Origin of the sequence: Candidatus Effluviviaceae Genus I sp. (assembly GCA_016867725.1) — a bacterium.
Classification (GTDB): Bacteria; Joyebacterota; Joyebacteria; order Joyebacterales; family Joyebacteraceae; genus VGIX01.
The window spans coordinates 25,935-46,435 of the sequence record VGIX01000013.1 but is presented as its reverse complement, the minus strand read 5'-3'; the positions used below and the strand labels follow the sequence as shown (position 1 = coordinate 46,435).

The window sequence follows — 20,501 nt, the reverse complement described above, 5'->3', positions numbered from 1 at the left end:
CGAGATCGTACGCGTCCGGCGGGCCGTCCATCTCGAACTTCGCGTTCTGCCGGTCCACGGCCTCGGCGACGGACCTTCTCGTCCGCTCGCGCTCGCTCCGGTGCTCGGCCGACACGGCCGTGAGGAGGTTGTCGGCGCCCTCGAGGAGTTTCTCGCCCTTCGCGGAGCCTACGGTGACGATGAACCCGCCCTCGACCGGCGAGAGGTTGAGGTCGAACCCGTCGTCGGGGTGTGGCTTCCCGCCGACCTTCGTGCAGAAGCAGGTCTCCTTCGGCGCGGTGCAGTCGAGCGACACGATGAGCGTGCGCTCGCGCTTCTCGATGTAGAAGGGGTCGTCGTACTCCTCGGTGAAGTGCTTCGTGCTCCAGTAGACCTTGTCGTACTTGCGGAGCGCCGCGAGGTCGCAGGCGCGCGGGCCGACGAGGACGGTGGGCGGCGCCTCGACGGTCGCCTCGGCCGGCGCGCCTGGGTAGGTCGCGACGACCTCGCGCGCATAGAAGAGGAAGGACTTCGGCGTGTGGGCCGGCGCGGCGCCGTGCAGCGTGACCGTCCCGGGGACCTTGTCGCGCACGAGCTCGTAGTCGGGCGTCTCCTCGTGGTTCATGATGTCGAAGGTCACGGGGACGAAAACGCGACGGTCGGTCGCCCATCTCGTCACGAGCCTGTCGAGACTCTCCCTGGAGACGAAGGCGTCTTTCATCCTGGCCGGTCCTCTTCGCTCGGTGTCGCGCGCCCGCCGGGCGTCGGCGCCGTCATCCCCCTCGGGTCGGCCCCGAGCCCCTGATCGTCGGGGCGCCACGGGACCGTCGGCGCGGTCGTGCGTGTGGAGTGGGCATGGCCTACGTGAACGGCCGGCGTCCGAACGCCGTGCGCCTCGGGACGCCGGGCCGCGGTCCCGCCGACTGTAGCCGCTCGCTCGGCGCCGTGTCAAGCGCCAAGCCGACCCCGGCCGGCGCTCCCTGCCGCCGGCTCCGGGGCCTCCCCGGCGACTCGCGTTCTGGCCGTGGACAGCACGGCCGTCATCGTCTCCTCGAAGAGCCGCTCCGCGACGCCCGCCGGGTCCACCCGATAGTCGGCCAGGAGGGCGGCGAACCGCGCGGCCTCGTCCCGCGACGCCGCTGCGGCACGCTCCGCGTGGGCCCGCGCGGCCGCCAGGAGCGCGGCGGACTCGCCCGCGGCGAGGACCCGCATCCTCTCCGTGTGGGCCAGGGCCGCGGCGACCGTCTCGCGCCGCGTCTTCCCCGCCTCCCCGGCGCGGGCAAGGGCCTCGCCCGCGGCGCCGATCGGTCGCACGTCGCGGAGCCTCACGGCCGCTATGACATCGCCCTCGCCGCGCGCCTCGAGGGACGCATTCGCCGCCGCGGCCGCCGCGGTCTCGACCGCGGACACGCCCGGGCCAAGGAGGTCCGGCAGGGCCGCGTGGGCGACCGCCGAGGCAGCGGCGGCCTCCGCCGCCCGCTGCGCGAGCCGGGCGACGCGCGGGGCGGGCGAGCCCGCCGCCTCGCGCTCCACGACCACCCGGCACTCGACGAGGCACCGGTCGCCCGTGAGGAGCTCGAGGCGGCGGGCATCGCAGCGCTCTGCCTCCGGGCCGCCGGCGCCGTGCCATGCCCACGCGCAGAGCGCTGCGAGCGCCGCCGGGGCGGCGCCGCCCGCCCACAGCGCCCGGAGACCCCGCGTCCCCCTCGCGCGGCCGTCGCGCCTCATCCCGCGTCCCTCCCCGCCCGCATCGCGGCTACTCCTTCCGCTCGAGGAGCCTAAGCAGCGGCGAGTCCGTGGAGAGCACGACCGTGGTCCTGCCGTCCATGAACGCGCGGTACGCGTCGAGCGTCCGCACGAACCGATAGAACTCCGGGTCCGCCGCGTGCGCCGCGGCGAGGACGCCGAGCGCCTCCGCGTCGGCCTCGGTTCTGATGCGCTCAGCCGCGAGCCGTGCGTCGTTCAGGATGGCGACGCGCTCGCTGTCGGCCGCCGCGCGGATCCTCGCCGCCTCCTCCTCGCCCGCGGCCAGCTCGAGCGCCGCCGCGGCCTCCTGCTCCGCGCTCATCCTGCGCACGACGGCCTCCCGCGCCGCGGCGGGCAGCGTCATGCCCGTGAGCGCGACCTCCGCGATCTCGATCCCCATCCCCTCCACCGCCGCGGCGCACTCGCGCCTCACGGTCGCGAGGACCGACGGCGTCCGGATGTCCGACCCCACCGTGGACGCGAGCGCGCCCATCGGCTCGCGGGCCACCGCCGCGGCGAGGCTCGACCGGACGGCGTCCGCGATGCGCCGCTCCGCCCGCTCCGGCGTGCCGCACTCGGCGGCGAACGCGCGCGTGTCGCCGACGCGCCACGCCGCGTACACCGAGAGAACGACCGCGGCGCTGTCGGCCGTGGCGCACTCGATGGGCTCGGAGTCCCACACGCGGAGCCTGCGGTCGAACGCCTGGACGCTCTGGACGGGAGCGGGCATCTTGAAGTGCAGCCCGGGCTCCTCGACCACCCTCACCGGCTTCCCGAGCTGCGTCACGAGGGCCGCGCCGCCGTGGTCCACCACGTAGAGCCCCGTCGCCGCGACGTAGACGAGGGCGAGGACGCCCGCCAGGATGAGCACTGCGCGTCTCACGGGACCTCCCTCGGCCACTCGGCCGCCGCGCCCGCGCGACCCAGGGCGCTGTCGAACGGCGCCGGGTCGTGGCCCTCGAGAGCCACGCCCGCGCCGAGGATCCACTTGTCCGCGCCGGCCAGGAGCGCCTCGATGGTCTCGAAGGTCAGCGCGGTCTCCGTCACCGACGTCCCCTGCCGGTGCCGCGGCGCAAGCGCCGCGAACCTCGCGGCCTCGGCGCGCGCTGCCCGCGCGCGGTCGGCCTCGTAGCGGCGCGCCGCCGCGAGCGTCTCCGCGGCCTCGGTCCGCGCGTCCGCGAGCGCCCGCGCGGCCCCGGCCGCTTCCTCGACGACGATCCGCTCCGCCTCGTCCCGCGCCGACGCCGCGGAGCCGAGCGCCCCGGCCGCCGCGGGTGGAAGAACGCGCAGGAACTCCACGGACTGCACAGCCACGCCGAGACCGAGCGCGCGAAGGGAGCGCTCGAGATCCCGCGCGGCGGCGCGCTCCAGCTCGCGGCGGTCGCCGCCGACCGCCCGCCGCCTGCTCACCGCGCCCATGACCGCGGCGACCTCGGCCCGAAGCGCGCGCTCGATCACCGCGTCCGGGTCGAGCGCCCGCGCGAACGCCGCGGGGTCGCGCACGTCGTAGTGCGCCGCCGCTTCGACCGCGACGAGCTCGCCGTCGCCCGTGAGGAAGAGGTCTTCGGCCCCGCGGCGTGCGGCGCGCGCGGTGTCGCGCACGGGGAAGCCCGCGGACGCCGCGAGCCTCGCGACCCCTTGTTCGAGGCGCGACGGGCACGCGGTGAGCGTGACGGCGCCTCCGCCGACGGCCGCCCGCCGCACCCCGCCGACGTCCAGAAGCTCGGCACGTTCGATCGGCCACGGCAGCTTCGCGTGCACGCCAGGCCCCGCCCCGCGCACGGCACCCCGCCCGCTCACGAGCGCCACGCGCCCCGCCCCGACGATCGAGACCGAGGACAGCGCCCACACCGCAAGAAGCGCGCACGCGGTCCGGCACACCGTCGCCCACCGGTGCGCCGGATGGAAGAGCGCGTCGTGCACCCTGCGCATCCGCGCCCTGAGCACGCCGCGGCGGCCCCACCTCCGGTCCTTCGCGGCCACCGACCCCAGCCGGACCGGAAGCGCTGCCTCGGCAGGCCGGCCCGCGCGGAGAGCGAGCGCTGCGCTCGCGACGAAGCCCAGTCCCGACAGCGCGACGAGCGCGGCGATCGCAAGCGATGCGGGCCTGTCGAACGGGAGCGTCTCCGGCCCGGCGACGAGCGCCGCCGCCGCGAGCGCCGCCCCCGCGGCCGACACCGCGGAGTGCCGCCCCACCGCGATGAGCCCACGGCTGTCCGCCTCCCAGCCCACGGAGAGCTCGCGCCGCGCAAGAAGAAGGAGGGCGACCGCCGCCGCGGCGCACGCGAGCGCCGCCTCGGTGGTCAGCGCGCGAGGACCCGCCGGGGACGCGAGCACGAGCGCGACCGCGGCCCAGACGAGCCCGACGCCGACGAGCAAAAGAGCGAGATTCGAGAGCGCCGCGGGCAGCGGTCGCCGCGCGCGGGAAGAGAGAAGACGACCGGACAGCGCGAGCCCGGACGCGGCGAGCCCGGACGCAAGAAGGAACGAGAGCCCGAGGACGGCGGCGCTTCCGGACGCGAACGCGACCGGCGCCGTGAGGGCGGCAAGCCCCGCATGGCTCAGGAAGGAGATGAACGCGGTGCGTTCGGCTCGATCCAAGCCCCGCCCCCCCGCTCCTAGTCCTCGGGCACCACGCAGGCGACGTCCACCACCCTGTCGCCGGCCGTGAGATTGATCACGCGGACGCCCTGCGTGTTGCGGCCGATCACCGAGATGCCGGCGACCGGCTGGCGGATCATGACGCCCTTGGCCGTCATGATCATGATCTCGTCGCCGTCGTTCACGGCCTTCACGGCCACCACGCAGCCGTTGCGCTTGTTCGCCTTGATCGAGATGACGCCCATGCCGCCGCGTCGGATGATGCGGTAGTCGGACACCTTCGTCCGCTTCCCGTACCCGTTCTCGGTCACGGAGAGGATGGTGCCGCTCTCGCCCGCGATGATCGCCATGCCGACGACGGCGCCGCCCTTCTCGAGGCTCGTCCCGCGCACGCCGCGCGCGGTCCTGCCCATCTCGCGGACGTCCTTCTCGTGGAACCGGATGGCCTTGCCCCTGCGCTTCGCGAGCAGGATGTCGCACTTCCCGTCCGTCACCGCCGCCTCGATGAGCTCGTCCTTGTCGTCGATGGCCATCGCCCGGATGCCGCCGCGCCGCGGGTGCCCGAACGCCGACAGGCGCGTCTTCTTGATGACGCCGAGCTTCGTCGCCGTCACGATGAAGTGGTCGTCGTCGAACTGCCGCACCGGCAGGAACGCGCGGATGTGCTCGCCGGCGTTCAGCTCGAGGATGTTGATGATCGCCTTCCCCTTCGCGGCGCGGCCCGCCTGCGGGATCTCGTGGACACGCAGCCAGTGGCACTGGCCGGTCTGCGTGAAGAACAGGATGTAGTCGTGGGTCGAGGCGATGAACATGTGCTCGACGAAGTCGTCCTCCTTCGTCGCCATGCCCGTCACGCCCTTCCCGCCGCGGTGCTGGCGCCGGTACATCCCGATGGGCAGCCTCTTGATGTAGCCGCCGTGCGAGATGGAGATCGCGACGTCCTCCTCGGCGATGAGGTCCTCGATGGTGAGGTCGGTGGTCGCCTCCACGATCTCGGTGCGCCGCTCGTCGCCGTGCTGCTCGGCCGCCGCCCTGAGGTCGTCCTTGATGATCTCGAGCACCTTGGCGCGGCTCTCGAGGATGCTCTTGAGATACGCGATGAGCTTGATGGTCTCCTTATACTCGTCCTCGATCTTCTTCCGCTGGAGGCCCGTCAGGCGCTGGAGCCGCATGTCGAGGATCGCCTGCGCCTGGATGTCCGACAGGCGGAAGCGCTTCATGAGCTGCGACTTCGCGTCCTCGACGTCCTTCGACTTCTTGATGAGCTGGACGATCTCGTCGATGTGGTCGAGCGCCTTCTTGAGGCCCTCGAGGATGTGCGCCCGCGCCTCGGCCTTCTCGAGGTCGAACCTCGTGCGGCGGACGATGACGACCTCGCGGTGCGCGATGAAGTGCTCCATCATCTGCTTGAGCGTCATCACCCTCGGCACGCCCTCGACGAGCGCGAGCATGATGACGCCGAAGGTCGTCTGCATCTGCGTGTGCTTGTAAAGCTGGTTCAGGATGACGGCCGCCTGCGCGTCACGCTTGAGATCGATGACGACGCGGATGCCGTCCCGGTCCGACTCGTCGCGGATGTCGCGGATCCCCTGGACCTTGTCGCTCCTCACGAGGTCGGCGATGGCCTCGATGAGGTTCGACTTGTTGACCATGAAGGGGATCTCGGTCACGACGATGCACTCGGCGCCGTTCTGGTGCGTCTCCGCGTTCGCCCGCGCGCGCACGACGATGTGACCGCGCCCCGTGAGGTACGCGTCGCGGATGCCCGCGCGGCCGAAGATGATGCCGCCCGTGGGGAAGTCGGGCCCGTGGACGATCTTGAGGAGCTCCTCGTCGGGCACCTCCGGGTCGTCGATCACGCGGACGATGCCGTCGACGATCTCGCCGATGTTGTGCGGCGGGATGTTCGTGGCCATCCCGACGGCGATGCCGGCGGCGCCGTTCATGAGGAGGTTCGGCAGCTTCGCCGGGAGAACGACCGGCTCCTTGCGCGTCTCGTCGTAGTTGGGGACGAAGTCGACCGTGTCCTTCTCGATGTCGGCGAGGAGGTCCTCGGCGACGCGCGTCATCCTCGCTTCCGTGTACCGCTCGGCCGCCGCGCTGTCGCCGTCGATGGAGCCGAAGTTGCCCTGCCCGTCCACGAGCGGGTAGCGGAGCGAGAAATCCTGCGCCAGCCGCACCATCGCGTCGTAGATCGCCGAGGTGCCGTGCGGGTGGTAGTTGCCGTTCACGTCGCCGGTGATCTTCGCCGACTTCCGGTGCTGCTTCGTGTGCTCGAGGCCGAGGTCATTCATCGCGACGAGGATGCGGCGCTGCACGGGCTTCAGGCCGTCCCGGACGTCCGGCAGCGCGCGAGAGACGATCACGCTCATCGCGTAATCGATGTACGACTTCTTCATCTCGTCTTCGATGACGATCGGGATGATGCGCTCACTCTGTGGCATCGTGGCTCCGCGCCCCCGCTAGATGTCGAGGTTCCGCACGGTCTTCGCGTGCGTCTGAATGAACTTCCTCCTGGGCTCGACCGCGTCGCCCATGAGGATGTTGAACACGTGGTCCGCCTCGGCCGCGCTCTCGACGCTCACCTGCAGCATCACGCGCCGCTCCGGGTCCATCGTCGTGGACCAGAGCTGCTCCGGGTTCATCTCGCCGAGGCCCTTGAACCGCTGGATGATCGCGCCGTCGCGCCCGACGCGCTGGAGGATCTTCTCGCGCTCCTTCTCGTCGTACGCGTAGTGCTCGTCCTTGCCCTTCTTCACGCGATAGAGCGGCGGCTGCGCGATGTAGAGGTGGCCGGTCTCGATGAGCTCGCGCATGAACCGGTAGAAGAACGTAAGGAGCAGCGTGCGGATGTGCGCGCCGTCCACGTCGGCGTCCGTCATGATGATCGTCTTGCCGTAGCGCAGCTTCGAGACGTTGAACCCGTCGTCCCGGCCAGCGTCTTCGCCGTCGTCGCCGTTCCCAGCCGCCTCGCCCACGCCGGTTCCGAGCGCGGTGATGATCGTGCCGATCTCCTCGTTGTGGAAGATCTTGTCGAGGCGCGCCTTGAACACGTTCAGGATCTTGCCGCGGAGCGGGAGGATCGCCTGGAAGCGCCGGTCGCGACCGAGCTTCGCCGAGCCGCCCGCCGAATCGCCCTCGACCAGATAGAGCTCGCACCTGTCCGGGTCCGTGATGGAGCAGTCCGCGAGCTTGCCAGGCAGCGACCCGCTCTCGAGGACCGACTTCCTTCGCGCGAGGTCGCGCGCCTTCCTCGCCGCCATGCGCGCCTGTGCGGACGAGAGCGCCTTCGTCGCGATGCGCTTCGCGACCGACGGGGTCTCCTCGAAGAACTCCTGGAGCCCCTCCCCCACGACGGACGCGACGAGCCCTTTGACCTCGCTGTTCCCGAGCTTGGTCTTCGTCTGGCCCTCGAACTGCGGCTCCTTGACCTTGACGCTCACGACCGCGGCCAGGCCCTCGAGGCAGTCGTCTCCCTGGACCGCCTCGTCGCCCTTCCCGAGGAGGTTCGCCTTCTCGGCGTAGGTGTTGACCGTGCGGGTGAGCGCCTGCTTGAAGCCCGTGAGGTGCGTGCCGCCCTCGACCGTGTTGATGTTGTTGGCGTAGCTGTAGATGCTCGAGCGGTACGACTCGTTGTACTGGAGCGCGATCTCGACGACGGTTCCCTCGCGCTCCTTCTGGAAGTGGACGACCTTCGTGTGGAGCGGGGTCTCGTTCTCGTTGATGTACTTCACGAACTCGCGGAGGCCGCCCTTGTAGCAGTGCTCGGCCTCCTCGTCGGTGCGCTCGTCCCGAAGCGCGATCGTGAGCCCCGCGTTGAGGAACGCGAGCTCGCGGCAGCGCGACTGGATGATCTCGAAATCGAACTCCGTCTCCTCGAACACCTCGCGGTCGGGCAGGAAGGCGGTCTTCGTCCCGCTCTTCTTGCGCTTCCCGATGGGTTTCACCGGGGCGTCCGGGGTGCCGCGCGCGTAGTCCTGCGCGTGCACGGTCCCGTCGCGCGTGACCTCCACCTTCATCCACTCGGAGAGCGCGTTGACGACCGACACGCCCACGCCGTGAAGACCGCCCGAGACCTTGTAGCTCTGCCTGTCGAACTTGCCCCCGGCGTGGAGCATCGTCATCACGACCTCGAGCGCCGACTTCTTCTGGGTCGGGTGCATGTCCACGGGGATGCCGCGCCCGTTGTCCTCGACCGTGCAGCTGCCGTCCTTGTGGAGCGTGACGACGATGCGGTCGCAGAACCCCGCCATCGCCTCGTCCACGGAGTTGTCGACGACCTCGTAGACGAGGTGGTGGAGTCCGCGCTTCCCGGTGTCGCCGATGTACATCGCCGGGCGGCGGCGCACCGCCTCGAGTCCCTTGAGCACGGTGATGTGCTTCGCGTCGTAGCTGCCGTCCGCCGCGCCCGCGCCGACCTGCGCAGCCGGCTCGATGGGGAATTCCTCGACGACCTTGCGCTCGATGGACTCGTCGGTCGTCGCGCGCTCGCGGGGCGCCGGGGGCTCCGCCTTCTTCGCGTGCGTGGGCGGCCTCTTCGCGGCCGCCTTCACCGGCCGCGCCGCCCTCGGCGACGGCTTCGGCGCCTTCCCCGCCCCGGCGCGGGGCGCGGGCCTGCCGCTGCCCGGCTTGCGGGCCTGGGGCTTCGCGGCGCCGCCCTTGCGGCCGCCCGACCTCGCCCCGCCCTTCGCCGGCCGCGCGCCCGCCGCCTTGTCCTTCGGCCGCGCGCTCCTCTTTCTATCCGTGGGTCTTGCCATGGTCCTCTGCTTCTGTGCCGCCGATACCGGAGGCGCCATAGGGCCTCGCTCCTCCAAGCACGAAGTGCACGTCGTTGATCACACCCTCCCCGACCCGACTGCGCAGCTCACGGAGGATCCTCTGCTTCATGAGCGTGAGCTCCTGGGCCCACACGCTGCTGTCGACGCCGACGAACAGGAGGCCGGAGTCCACCCGCAGCGCGCGCGCGTGCTCCGCGACGCGCGCCCCGACGATGTCCTCCCAGTCCACGACCGCGCGGTGCTCGGACAGCTTCCTCGAAAGCCCGAGGTTCCGCACGACCGCGGCGAGCACGTCCGAGATCGGGAGCGCCTTGCTCAAGCCCGTGCGACCTCCCCGCGCTCCACGCGCAGCGCGGCGCACGCGACGCCCGGCGTCCCGGGCAGTGGGCGTGTCGAGGTCATGAGCGCCTGGCCGACGCCTCCGACGAACTCGACGAGAGCGGACGATCTCCGATCGTCAAGCTCGGACGCGACGTCGTCGAGCAGCACGGTCACGCCGCGGCCGTCCTGAGCGAGCATCGCCGCCTCCCCCAGCTTGAGCGCGATCGCCGCGGTGCGGTGCTGCCCCTGGGACCCGAACGACCTCAGGGACCGCTCGTTGAGCCGCACGTCGAGGTCGTCGCGGTGCGGGCCCACGAGCGTGAGCCCGCGGCGGCGCTCCTCGTCGGCCACCCTGCGGAGCGCGTCCCGGAAGGCCTGCGCCGTCCGGGCCTCGTCGGCGCTCCACTCCACCGCCCCTCGTCCTTCGTCGGGTGTTCCGGAGGCATCGCCGGCCGGCGGGGCGATCGAGCTCCTGTACGAGAGCGTGATGCTGTCCCCGGGCGCGATCGCCGCGTGCGCGGCCGAGACGCGCTCCCCGAACGCGGGAAGGAACCCCAGCCTCGTCGCGACCACCCGGCTTCCGCTCCTCACGAGCTGCTCGGTCCAGACGTCGACGAGCGCGTCCGCGTCGTCGTCCGAGCCCCACGCCAGCAGCGCCTCGTTGCGCTGCCTCAGCGCCCGGCGGTAGTCCGCGAGGGCCGCGAGATACGCGTGGTCGGCCTGACAGAGCGCAAGGTCGAGCAGCCGCCGCCGCTCCGCGGGGCCGCCCTTCGTGATCGCGGTGTCCTCCGGACCGAACCACGAGACCCGAAGGACACCCACGAGCTCGGACAGCTTCGCGAGCGGCGCACCGTCGACCGTCACCTCCCGCGTGCCGCCCCTCTCGTAGCGAAGGACGATCGTCGTTCGGCGCTCGCCGTCGGCGCACTCGCCGCCCACGCCGAAGCGCCTCGTCCCCCACCTCACGACCTCGCTCTCCGACGCTCCGCGCAGCGAGCGCGAGACGGCGAGCCACGAGACCGCTTCCAGGATGCTCGTCTTGCCGGACCCGTTCGGGCCGTAGAGGAAGTTCAGGCCCGGCACGAGCTCAAGCTCGAGGCGCGCGAACACCCTGAAGTCCTCGAGCCGGAGCGCCTTCAGCCACACCCTGGCGCACCCCCGTCTACGCCGACGGCCGGAGCGGCATGAGAAGGCACACGTGTTCCTGCGCCCCATCCCCTCCGGTTCCCGTCACCACCGCGGCGCCTACCGGCGAACCGAAGAGGAACCTCACCTCGTCGCTGTCGATATGCTTGAGCACCTCGAGCAGATACGTCGCGTTGTAGCCGACGTCCATCTTGTCGGCCGCGAACCGACCCGGGATCTCCTCCCTCGCCTCGCCGACGTCCGGGGTCGAAACAACGAGGTCGATCTTCTTCCTTGAGATCGTCAGGCGGACCTGGTGCGTGAGCGTGTCGGCCAGCACCGCCACTCTGCGCACGGCCGCCGCCAGCTCGTCGCGGTCCACGACGAGTTCCTTGTCGTTGTCCTTCGGGATCACCTGCCGGTAGTTGGGGAAGGGCCCCTCGAGCAGTCGCGAGTTGATCGTCGTCGACCCGATGAAGAACGTCACGTGGTTCTCGTGCAGCGAGACGCTGGACTGCGCGCCGGCCTCCGCGCCCACGACCCTGGCGGCCTGCGCGAGCGCCTTCGGCGGGACGATCATGCTCTTCCCTGCGAGCGCCTTGTACTTGCCCGCCGCCTTGAACGTGGCGAGTCGGTGGCCGTCCGTCGCGGTCATGGTCATGCAGTCGGCTGCGAACTCCCAGTACGCTCCGTTCAGCGACGGACGCGTTTCGTCCTTCGACGCGCAGAACGCGACCTTGTCCACCATGCGAGTGAACATCGCCGCGTCGAGCGGAAAGGCGCTTGCGGGGTCGCTCTTCGGAAGCGTCGGGAACTCCTCCGGCGCGATGCCGACGATCCTGAAGTTGCCCTTGCCGCACCGGATGCCGATCTCCTCCCCCTCCACGCTCACCGCGACATCCTGCGCTCCCAGCTCGCGCACGATCTCCGCGAACCGCTTCGCCGGCATCGTGATCCCGCCGCCCTCTTCCACCGCCGCATCGACTCTCGTCGTGACGGTCATGTCGAGGTCCGTGGCGGTCAGCGCGATCTGCTTCGCCTTGGCGTCAGCCTCGACCAGGAAGTTGCCGAGGACCGGGAGCGTTGTCTTCGGAGACACCACGGCCAGCACCCTCTGGATGGCCTTGTCCAGATCCTGCCGAGCGATCGTGAACTTCATGGGCACACCTCCGCGATGACCGCGAACCGGCTGCATCCGCCAGGCAAAGGCACCCCCATCGCCCTCGGGGGCCGCGTCGTAGCGCCAGATTATAGGGGCGGGCCTTGGCGCTGGCAAGCGACAAACCCGCACGCCCGGCGCGTTCGTCGCACTCCGCCCGCCGCTCCGTGGAGCTCGTTCCCGCCCCGCGCCCCGTGGTTGCCGGATCCCGACAGCCGTCGGACAATATATCAATCACTACGTATGCGTTACGCCGCGCGCGTTGGGAGACGCTTCCTTCTTCTTCTGAGATAGAGAATCTCAGAAGTAGCAGTAGGGGCTGTGTGGATGTGGAGAACGACCGCCGTCACTCTGGTTGTGCCGCGCGTGCGAGTCGGAAGAGCGGTGGGCGAATCGGCTCAACGTGGGGAGCCGTTTGACAACCCGTAGGCAAGACGCAGGGGTTGCGTGAGGACGCTCGTTCCGGAGAGAGTTGCCCACGGCCGTCACCACGATCTCCACGGGGAAGTCACGGAACGATGTGAACTGCGACGGGGCGGGATCAGGGGATGCGGATCACGCGCTTGATGTTCTCGATGTCGCGCTGGATCGGGCTCGCTTTCTTCGTCTCCTCCGAGATGCGTCGGTGGGCATGAAGCACGGTCGTGTGGTCGCGGCCGCCGAAGTGCTCTCCGATCTGCGCGAGAGACAGGGGCGTCATCTCGCGCGCGAAGTACATGGCGACCTGTCGCGCGAGCGCGATCTGGCTCGAGCGCCCGCGCGCCTTCATCTTCTCGACGGGCACGCCGTAGGCCTCGGCGACCGCCTGCTGGATGCGCGCTACGGAGACCGGCCCGCGCGGGCGGCCTAGGAACTCGCTCAGAACCTCCTTGGCCAGGTCCACGGTGATCTCGCTGCCGGTGAGACTGGAGAACGCGAGGAGCCTCACCAGCGAGCCCTCGAGCTCTCTGATGTTCGAGGTCACGCTGTTCGCGATGAGGTGGATGACGTCGTTCGGGATCAGGATCCCGTCCAGCTCGGCCTTTCTATGGAGGATGGCAATGCGCGTCTCGAGGTCGGGGCTCTGGATGTCGGTGACCAGACCGGACTCGAACCGGGACGCGAGGCGCTCCTCGAGGGTCGCGATCTGCTTCGGCGGGCGATCGCTCGTGAGCACGATCTGCTTGTGCGCCAGGTAGAGCGCGTTGAACGTGTGGAAGAACTCCTCCTGTGTGCTCTCCTTCCCCGCCAGGAACTGCACGTCGTCGATGAGAAGGACGTCGCGGCTTCTGTACTTGTCCCGGAAGCTCAGCGTCGTGCCCCGCTGGATGGCGGTGATGAGCTCGTTCATGAACGTCTCGGACGACACGTAGTAGACCGACATCTGCGGTCGCTGCTGGCGGACGTAGTGGCCGATCGCCTGCATCAGGTGCGTCTTGCCGAGGCCCACCCCGCCATATATGAACAGTGGGTTATATGTTGTCCCCGGGGCCTCGGCCACTGCCATGCTCGCGGCCTGAGCGAAGCGGTTGTTGCTCCCCACTACGAACGAGTCGAACGTGTACCGCGGGTTGAGCTGGGACTCAGCGGCGGCGGACGCCGGCGCCACCGTGGGTTGGAGCCTCCTCGGGGACACGGGCTCGTACTCGTCGGGGCGGCGGTGCGACACCTGGAAGGCGACCTGGATCTCCTGGCCGGAGGCCTCCCGGAGGGCGCGTGAGATGAGGCTCTGGTAGTGCTCCTCCAGCCAGTCGGCGAAGAAGCGGTTCGGGACCTCCACCTTGATGGTGCCGTCCGTCAACTCCAGGGGGCGGGCGGGCTCGAACCAGGTCCTGAAGCTCTGCTGCTCGGTCTCAGCCCTGATGAGATCGAGGGCTTTGGTCCAGATCTCGGGGGCAGTCGGGCTCACACGGCACCTCATCAACCAGCTGTCAGCATCTTATCCACACATGACGCAAGCGGCAGATTCCACGAGGAAACAGTCGTTTCTAGGAGCTAGTGCCAGCATGGGGACGGTGCACTTATCTACAGGAGACTTCCCCAATGTGCATAGACCGCTAACCGACTATCTGACAGCAGATTATGTCACTTGATCTGCGGGGCTCTCCAGCCAGGGGCGCAGCCGTCGGTCGAGCATCCGTGTCCAGCTTCTTCAGTCGGTGCTGAGGACCCTCCCGGATCGGGGGGTTATCAACGGGTCGTGTGGCGGGCGGCATCCTAGCACAGGACCCTGGCGAGCGCAAGCGAAATCTCGGGGGGAGGGGGACCGAGCAGGCGTGCCGGGTCGCCGGGAGAAATGGCTTGACAGGCGCTCATGAAGGGCCGTAGCCTATAGGCTTTGAGCAGCGACGGGAAGCCACGAGACCGAGGGGACGATGAAGAGGACCTACCAGCCGAAGGTGCGCAAGGGGAAGGCGAAGCACGGGTTTCGGCAGCGCATGTCAAGCCCCGGGGGCCGGAAGGTCCTGGCACGCCGGCGCGCCAAGGGCAGGAAGCGCCTGACGACTCGGTAGGGGCGGGTGCCTTTGGAGAGGCAGAACAGGCACCGTAGGATCGCGAGCCGGGATGCGGTGGACAGGGCCCTGAAGAGCGGACAATCTGTGCGAACGCCGTTCTTCCGGATGGTCTATCGGGCAGGCGACGGGCCGCCGCGAGTGGCGTTCCTGGCCGGGAGGAGGGTCGGGGGCGCGGTTCGACGCAACCGGGCCCGGCGGGTGCTCAAGGAGGCCTACCGCACGAGCGGTGTCGATCTCCCCTTCGTCGAGACTCTGGTCTTCGTTGCGGGCGAGAGAGCGCCGGAGGCGCCGTGGGGGGAACTGAAGACGGCGGTCGCTGCAGCGCTCGTCCGGGTGTCGGAACGGACCGGATCAGACGGGAATGGGAAGGCCGCGAGAGCGGCCTAGCAGACGGTTGATGGCTGGTCTCACAGGGTCGCACCGGACACCCCATCTGCCTACCAGGGCGCTCGTGGGGCTCGTGGAGCTCTACAGGCGTCTGATCTCTCCCCTGTTTCCGCCAACCTGCCGCTACCACCCTTCCTGCTCGGCGTACGCCGTGGAGGCGCTCAGGCGTCACGGTCTCGCGCGGGGCATCTGGCTCGCGACCGCGAGGGTCCTGCGCTGCCACCCTTGGGCAGACGGCGGGGTGGATCCCGTGCCTAACCGGCGCTAGGGCGATGCGGCCGCGGCGCGAGTGGGCGCGGTGGCACTCACTGTGGAGGCGAGGATGGACGAGCGACGCGCCCTGCTTGCTGTCGTGCTCATATTCCTCGTGCTGTTCGGGTACAACTTCATCGCGAGCAGGACAGGGCAGAAGCCCGTTGCGGAGCCGGTCGACTCGACGGAGGGGGTGGCCGAGCGCGCGGTTCCCGACACCGTCAGCGAGGGCGGGCTGTCGGCGGTCGGGTCAGGCTCGGCGGAGCGCGTGTTCGCCGCCCCGGTCGAAGAGCCGGGGGCCGATGGCGAGGTCACTGGTGCCGGCCTGCCTGAGAGGGCGATCGTCGTGGAGTCGCCGCTGTGGGTCGCGACGTTCTCCACGCGCGGCGCCTCGGTGACCTCGTGGAGACTGCTGGGCTACGAGGCGGCGGGCGGCGGGTACGTCGATCTGGTGCCGCCGGACAAGCGAGGGCTCGAGCTTGACGTCCGCTACGGACCCTCGGTGATCGAGACCGGGCGGCTGGACTTCCGGTACGATGGGCCGAACCACCTGACGCTCGTCGAGGGCGGTGCGAGCTCGCTCAAGTTCGATGCGGTGAGTTCGAGTGGCGTCCAGGTCTCGAAGGAGTACATCCTCTCACCAGACGCGTACGCGTTTCGACTGCTCGTCGGTGTCGGCGGCCTGGTCGAGCCAGGGGCGCGGCGCGAGGTGTGGATCGGATGGCCCGGCGTCGTGCCCTCGGAGAAGCGCGAGGACGACAACGCGATCGGCACGGTCGCTCTCGTCGACGGGAAGGTCGCGAGGACGCGGCTGCGAGGCCTCAAGGATGAAGACGTCGAGCGGGAGAGCGGCGTCATCGACTGGGTAGCCTCTCAGTCGCAGTACTTCGTCACGGCGGTGATGCCCGAGGGAGACTCGTTCATCGGGGTCGAGACCACCGGGGACGCCGAGAACAGGGCGGCGGCGTTCACTGCCGGGCTGCGGGTTGAGGGAGAGGCGGCGGCCACCGCGTTCGCGGTGTACGCAGGACCGCAGGACTATCACGCCCTGCGTGAGATGGGCAGGCATCTCGACCGAGCGATCGACCTCGGGTGGACCATCTTCCGCCCGCTCTCCGTCTTCATGCTGGTCGCGCTTCGGTGGGCCTATCGCCTCATCCCCAACTACGGGGTTGTCATCATCCTCTTCTCGATCATCACGAAGCTCCTCTTCTATCGCCTCACGCACAAGAGCTTCACCGAGATGAAGCGCATGCAGGACCTTCAGCCGAAGCTCCAGGCGCTGAAGGAGAAGCTGGGTAGCGATCGCGAAGCGCTCGCGCGCGCCCAGATGGAGCTGTACAAGAAGGAAGGCGTGAACCCGATGGGGAGCTGCCTGCCGATGCTCCTCCAGATGCCGGTGTTCATCGCCCTGTACCAGGTGCTTCGCACCACGATCGAGCTGCGCGGGGCGCCGTTCGCGCTCTGGATCACCGACCTCTCCATGCCCGACACGGTCGCGTTCATCGCGGGATTCCCCATCCACGTGCTTCCGCTCCTCATGGGTGCCGCGATGCTCGCGCAGCAGCGCATGTCCTCGAAGGACCCGAGCCAGGCCATCGTCAACAACCTCATGCCCATCGTGTTCACGGCGCTCTTCTACAACTTCGCCTCGGGTCTCGTGTTGTACTGGCTGGTGAACACCGTCCTCAGCGTGGCCCAGCAGTTCTACGTCCAGCGCGGTTCAACCGCCGCGCGGACAGCCGACGCTGCTACCCCCGACGGAGCACCGGCCCCATCACCACCTGCGCCTCCGATGTCCGTCCCCAACGAGTCGCCACGCGCCGGCGGCGCGCGCGCGGTTCAGGGACGACGGCGCAGGCGGAAGTGATCACCTCGTGGGGGTAGCCTCTGGAGGAACAGCATGACCCGCAGCACGGAAAGGACAGGCAGGACCGTCGCTGAGGCGACGGCGAGTGCGCTCAGGGAACTCGGGATCACGACGGACGAGGCAGAGGTGACGGTCGTCACCCGGGGGCGGCGAGGCCTCTTCGGTATCTTCCCCGGGACGCCGGCGAGGGTCCGTGTCGCGCACAGGCAGTCGGCGCGGGACCGCGCAGAGACGCTGCTGCGCGACATGCTCAGGCGCATGGACATCAGCTGCCAGCTGGACACGCTTGAGCGGCGGCACGATCTGCACATCGACGTGTCGACCGCCGGTGATGACGCCCTGCTGTCGGACAAGGGCGGACTTGCCCTCGCGTCTCTGGAGTACATGGTGAACCGGATCCTCCAGAACGAGGACCGGAACAGCCAGCGCGTGATCTTGAGTGTCGGTGGGCACAGGCCGCGCGTGTCGGACGAGCCGGAGCCGTCCAGGCGACCGCGTGGGCGCCGGCACGGGGACCGCGGCACGAGGCAGGAGGCTCCGGAGGCGGTCGGCGCAGCCGCCCCGGGCGCGCGATCCGGTGGGCGCAGAAGGTCCGGGCGCGGGCGTCGTCGTCGGCCGCGCGCGAGGCAGTCGGGGGGCGAGCAGCGGGGCACCGGTTCCCAGGGTAGCGCGGGGAAGTCCGCTCCAACCCCGTGACGATCGCAGGCAATCTCTGAGGATTGACGTTTGCCCCAGAGGGGCGGCGATCTCTGCAACAACTGCCCACGCTATGTATGCTGTGTGTTGAGCGATGTCTCCCCGGCTGGCGCTGGATCCCAGCCGGGGGACTCGTTCTAGGGGGTGACATGGACGATCATGCAGGTCCGGGCGCCGCACCGAGGCGAGGGGTCATTGAGTCTCTGAGTGGCGCCGTGGACGACGCTTCCTGGGGGCGGCTGGAGAGGTACGCACAGCTGCTGGGGCAGCAGTCCAGGCGCCTGAGGCTGGTCTCGAGGCGAGCAGAGGGCGAGATCGGTCTCCACGTCACGGACGCGGCGGCGCTGCTCAGAGTAGAGCCGCTGGGGGGTGCCACGGGGCGTGCACAGGATGTGGCCGACCTGGGTACAGGCGGTGGGATTCCCGGCGTGGTCATCGCAATACTGCGGCCCGCTGTGCGCGTCGTCCTGGTGGATGCGAGGAGGAGCAGGATCGTGTTTCTGAAGGAGGCAGCACGCGAGCTCGCTCTGGACAATGTCGAGGTGGTGCACGCGAGGCTCGAGGCGCTGGGGGGTGTGCGGCAGTTCGATGTGGCGGTGTCTCGAGCCCTGGGGGCGATCGAGGAGACGCTTGTCCCAAGCCTGAGGCTGCTATCGAGCCGGGGACGGCTGATCCTGTTCAAGGGCCCGGCGTGGGAGCGGGAGGAGGCGCGCGCAGTCTCGCTCGCGAGCGGCGTTGGTTGCGAGTTGGGGTGGGTGCGGGATGTCCAGTTGCCTGGGTACGGAAGAGGCACGCGGTTCGTGGAGTTCCACGTGAAGCAAGAGGGGAGGGCGCCCGGCACGCCGGGTGGCAGGCGATCCCAGAAGACTGAGCCGCCTGGCTGAGCACCGCGAGAGCAGAGTCGGGCGGCCTCTTACCATCAGCGAGGGGGCCGTCGGGAGCGCAGATCCTAGCGTCCGCAGCCTTGGTGCCGTGGATGAGGCCGGCACGCCCAGCCCCCGCACTGCCTCTCCACGTTCCACGTGAAACACCCCGGCGCGGACACCCCGCGCATGCAGTCCGATGCCGCCAGCGCACGACCGCTCAACGCCCCATATCCCAGTGCCCCGGGTCCCGACACGCTCACACCAATCCCCTGTGGACAACAGCGCTTATCCAGAATTTCTCTCTTGACAGTTCTTCGGCTCGCTGTATGATGCTCCCACCACCTGCCAGCATGAAGCCAGCGCCTGGCGTGGGATGACATGCGCTATCCACATCGAGGGGTACCATGGGCCGGGTGATCGCCATCGCCAATCAGAAGGGCGGGGTCGGGAAGACGACAACGGCCGTCAACCTTTCAGCATGTACGGCCGTGGCTGAGCGTCCGACCCTGCTCGTGGACATCGACCCACAGGCCAACGCGACAAGCGGCATCGGGATCGCGCGGGACGATGTGAAGCAGAGCATCTATGAGGTGCTGATCGGTGAGGCGGAGGTCAACGAGGCGATCGTCAAGGCCGCGGAGCTGCCGTTCCTGGATGTGCTGCCGGCGCATCAGCGGCTGATCGGGGCGGAGATCGAGCTCGTGAACGTGATGGCACGAGAGACACGGTTGAAGCGCGCGCTGGAGCGTGTCAGGGACGACTACCAATTCATCTTCATCGACTGCCCGCCATCACTGGGCCTACTCACCGTGAACACGCTGACGGCCGCTGACACCGTGATCGTGCCCATCCAGTGCGAGTACTACGCCCTTGAGGGGTTGGGCCAGCTCCTCAACAGCATTCGCCTTGTGCAGCGGAACCTGAACGCGGGGCTGCGGATCGAGGGCATCGCGCTGACGATGTACGATGGCCGACTGACGCTTGCGCGGCAGGTGGCCGACGAGGCGCGGCGGTACTTCGGTGACAGGGTCTACAAAGCCATGATCCCGCGGAACGTGCGGCTGGGGGAGGCCCCAAGCTTCGGGCGGCCGATCATCCTCTATGACATCCTGTCCGCCGGGGCGCAGAGCTACATCGCCCTCGCCAAGGAGGTCATGGCCGGCGGAGAGCAGGCCGCGATCGTAGGTGTTGGAAGCAGAGTGGACGGCGCCGGAGCGGATGAAGTAGGCGATTGGCGCGAGACCGGGGGTGGGGCGAGATGAACAGGAAGGCACTTGGGCGTGGGCTGGGCGCACTGATCCCGGGGGCGGAGGCGCCGACGGCCGGACCCGGGCTGGCTGAGCTTCGTGTGGGCGACATCGAGCCGAACCCGGAGCAGCCGCGGACGATGTTCGATGAGGAGAGCCTCGGCGAGCTTGCCGCGTCGATCAAGGCGTACGGACTGCTGCAGCCGGTCATCGTGAGGGAGTTCGGCGGAGGGAAGTACCGGCTCGTGGCGGGGGAGCGGCGGTGGCGGGCGGCACGGCTGGCGGGGCTCGAGACCGTGAGCGCCGTGATCAGGAACTCGGACGATGCGGGGGCCATCGCGGTCGCCCTCGTGGAGAACCTGCAGCGCGAGAATCTGAACCCGATCGACGAGGCGCACGGGTACGAGACGCTGATGGAGGTCGCTGGAGCGACGCAGGTCGATGTCGCGGAGCGCGTCGGCAAGGACCGGAGCACCGTGGCGAACGCGCTTCGGCTGCTCGATCTGCCCCCTGACGTTCAGCAGATGCTGCGAAGCGGGAAGCTCAGCGCAGGGCATGGGCGGGCGCTGCTGGGCCTCGGCAGTCCCGACGAGCGGCGGCGAGTCGCCGAGCGGGCGGCGGCTCGCGGGCTGTCCGTGAGAGAGGTCGAGGCGCTCGCGCGCGGGGCCGTGAAGAGGAAGAAGGCGGCGCGACCGAGGCGCAGCGATGACCCATTCATCAGGGAGTGGGAGGAGCGGCTTCAGAGGGTGTTCGGAACCCTGGTGAGGATCGAACGGCTCGGGAAGGAGGGGTCCGTCCGGATCGAGTACTACTCGGACGAGGACCTCGAGAGGATCCTCGAGCAGCTCACGATGGGCGGCGCGAGGTGAGCGCGGGAGTCGGACAGGGCTTGGATGTTGACTTGGCGCATGTCGTCTGATAGCGTCGCGCCGTCCGTGGCGCGGGGCGTGGGAGATGGGCTCGGAGCGAGGCTCTGAAG

The 20,501-nt window shown here is 69.5% G+C and carries 18 protein-coding genes; 8 read left to right on the top strand and 10 right to left on the bottom strand.

Annotated elements, in window-relative coordinates:
• From FJY74_04875 to dnaA, 10 genes are all read right to left on the bottom strand, one after another.
• Positions 1 to 700 (bottom strand): hypothetical protein (locus FJY74_04875; GenBank protein MBM3307637.1); only part of this gene is annotated, 700 nt, incomplete at its 3' end.
• 227 nt (positions 701 to 927) lie between these two features.
• On the bottom strand, positions 928 to 1,707 hold the full coding sequence (locus tag FJY74_04870; protein MBM3307636.1) for a hypothetical protein: 780 nt from the start codon (positions 1,705 to 1,707) through the stop codon (positions 928 to 930).
• Positions 1,708 to 1,735: 28 nt separating this feature from the next.
• Positions 1,736 to 2,608, bottom strand: a complete 873-nt coding sequence (locus FJY74_04865; GenBank protein ID MBM3307635.1) for a hypothetical protein — start codon at positions 2,606 to 2,608, stop codon at positions 1,736 to 1,738.
• Positions 2,605 to 4,326 (bottom strand): hypothetical protein, encoded by a 1,722-nt coding sequence (locus tag FJY74_04860; protein ID MBM3307634.1) that lies wholly within the window; start codon positions 4,324 to 4,326, stop codon positions 2,605 to 2,607. The genes FJY74_04865 and FJY74_04860 overlap by 4 nt, the downstream gene beginning before the upstream one ends.
• A 17-nt stretch (positions 4,327 to 4,343) precedes the next feature.
• Positions 4,344 to 6,770, bottom strand: coding sequence for a DNA gyrase subunit A (gyrA, locus tag FJY74_04855; protein MBM3307633.1), 2,427 nt, complete (start codon positions 6,768 to 6,770; stop codon positions 4,344 to 4,346).
• A gap of 18 nt (positions 6,771 to 6,788) precedes the next feature.
• On the bottom strand, positions 6,789 to 9,083 hold the full coding sequence (gyrB, locus tag FJY74_04850) for a DNA topoisomerase (ATP-hydrolyzing) subunit B (GenBank protein ID MBM3307632.1): 2,295 nt from the start codon (positions 9,081 to 9,083) through the stop codon (positions 6,789 to 6,791).
• Positions 9,064 to 9,423: a DUF721 domain-containing protein gene (locus FJY74_04845; GenBank protein MBM3307631.1), complete on the bottom strand. Its 360-nt coding sequence runs from the start codon at positions 9,421 to 9,423 to the stop codon at positions 9,064 to 9,066. The genes gyrB and FJY74_04845 overlap by 20 nt, the downstream gene beginning before the upstream one ends.
• The gene (locus tag FJY74_04840) at positions 9,420 to 10,571 is read right to left on the bottom strand and encodes a DNA replication/repair protein RecF (GenBank protein MBM3307630.1); all 1,152 of its coding nucleotides are present in this window, start codon (positions 10,569 to 10,571) and stop codon (positions 9,420 to 9,422) included. Before FJY74_04840 ends, FJY74_04845 begins: the two co-directional genes overlap by 4 nt.
• Positions 10,572 to 10,587: 16 nt before the next feature.
• Entirely contained in the window at positions 10,588 to 11,709 is a 1,122-nt protein-coding gene (dnaN, locus tag FJY74_04835) for a DNA polymerase III subunit beta (GenBank protein MBM3307629.1), read from the bottom strand.
• 541 nt (positions 11,710 to 12,250) lie between these two features.
• Positions 12,251 to 13,609, bottom strand: coding sequence for a chromosomal replication initiator protein DnaA (gene dnaA, locus FJY74_04830; protein MBM3307628.1), 1,359 nt, complete (start codon positions 13,607 to 13,609; stop codon positions 12,251 to 12,253).
• A 454-nt stretch (positions 13,610 to 14,063) separates the two neighbouring features.
• On the opposite strand from dnaA, the gene rpmH reads away from it, so the two are divergent.
• From rpmH to FJY74_04790, 8 genes are all read left to right on the top strand, one after another.
• Complete coding sequence (rpmH, locus tag FJY74_04825) at positions 14,064 to 14,201, top strand: 50S ribosomal protein L34 (GenBank protein ID MBM3307627.1); 138 nt, start codon at positions 14,064 to 14,066, stop codon at positions 14,199 to 14,201.
• 39 nt (positions 14,202 to 14,240) lie between these two features.
• On the top strand, positions 14,241 to 14,591 hold the full coding sequence (locus tag FJY74_04820; protein ID MBM3307626.1) for a ribonuclease P protein component: 351 nt from the start codon (positions 14,241 to 14,243) through the stop codon (positions 14,589 to 14,591).
• 10 nt (positions 14,592 to 14,601) lie between these two features.
• Entirely contained in the window at positions 14,602 to 14,859 is a 258-nt protein-coding gene (gene yidD, locus FJY74_04815) for a membrane protein insertion efficiency factor YidD (protein ID MBM3307625.1), read from the top strand.
• Between the two features lie 54 nt (positions 14,860 to 14,913).
• Complete coding sequence (gene yidC, locus FJY74_04810) at positions 14,914 to 16,713, top strand: membrane protein insertase YidC (GenBank protein MBM3307624.1); 1,800 nt, start codon at positions 14,914 to 14,916, stop codon at positions 16,711 to 16,713.
• 33 nt (positions 16,714 to 16,746) lie between these two features.
• Positions 16,747 to 17,409: a Jag N-terminal domain-containing protein gene (locus FJY74_04805; protein MBM3307623.1), complete on the top strand. Its 663-nt coding sequence runs from the start codon at positions 16,747 to 16,749 to the stop codon at positions 17,407 to 17,409.
• Positions 17,410 to 17,624: 215 nt separating this feature from the next.
• A complete protein-coding gene (gene rsmG / locus FJY74_04800) occupies positions 17,625 to 18,293 on the top strand; it encodes a 16S rRNA (guanine(527)-N(7))-methyltransferase RsmG (protein ID MBM3307622.1) in 669 nt (222 codons plus the stop codon).
• Between the two features lie 386 nt (positions 18,294 to 18,679).
• Positions 18,680 to 19,537 (top strand): ParA family protein, encoded by an 858-nt coding sequence (locus FJY74_04795; protein MBM3307621.1) that lies wholly within the window; start codon positions 18,680 to 18,682, stop codon positions 19,535 to 19,537.
• Positions 19,534 to 20,391, top strand: coding sequence for a ParB/RepB/Spo0J family partition protein (locus FJY74_04790; GenBank protein MBM3307620.1), 858 nt, complete (start codon positions 19,534 to 19,536; stop codon positions 20,389 to 20,391). Before FJY74_04795 ends, FJY74_04790 begins: the two co-directional genes overlap by 4 nt.
• Positions 20,392 to 20,501 lie beyond the last annotated feature (110 nt).

What these genes read in the sequence shown, in the direction of transcription:
- dnaA (MBM3307628.1), bottom strand. Translation starts at nt 13,609, where the DNA reads ATGAGGTGCCGTGTGAGCCCGACTGCCCCCGAGATCTGGACCAAAGCC.
- dnaN (MBM3307629.1), bottom strand. Translation starts at nt 11,709, where the DNA reads ATGAAGTTCACGATCGCTCGGCAGGATCTGGACAAGGCCATCCAGAGG.
- FJY74_04795 (MBM3307621.1), top strand. Translation starts at nt 18,680, where the DNA reads ATGGGCCGGGTGATCGCCATCGCCAATCAGAAGGGCGGGGTCGGGAAG.
- gyrB (MBM3307632.1), bottom strand. Translation starts at nt 9,083, where the DNA reads ATGGCAAGACCCACGGATAGAAAGAGGAGCGCGCGGCCGAAGGACAAG.
- gyrA (MBM3307633.1), bottom strand. Translation starts at nt 6,770, where the DNA reads ATGCCACAGAGTGAGCGCATCATCCCGATCGTCATCGAAGACGAGATG.
- yidD (MBM3307625.1), top strand. Translation starts at nt 14,602, where the DNA reads ATGGCTGGTCTCACAGGGTCGCACCGGACACCCCATCTGCCTACCAGG.
- FJY74_04790 (MBM3307620.1), top strand. Translation starts at nt 19,534, where the DNA reads ATGAACAGGAAGGCACTTGGGCGTGGGCTGGGCGCACTGATCCCGGGG.
- FJY74_04870 (MBM3307636.1), bottom strand. Translation starts at nt 1,707, where the DNA reads ATGAGGCGCGACGGCCGCGCGAGGGGGACGCGGGGTCTCCGGGCGCTG.
- FJY74_04805 (MBM3307623.1), top strand. Translation starts at nt 16,747, where the DNA reads ATGACCCGCAGCACGGAAAGGACAGGCAGGACCGTCGCTGAGGCGACG.
- yidC (MBM3307624.1), top strand. Translation starts at nt 14,914, where the DNA reads ATGGACGAGCGACGCGCCCTGCTTGCTGTCGTGCTCATATTCCTCGTG.
- rpmH (MBM3307627.1), top strand. Translation starts at nt 14,064, where the DNA reads ATGAAGAGGACCTACCAGCCGAAGGTGCGCAAGGGGAAGGCGAAGCAC.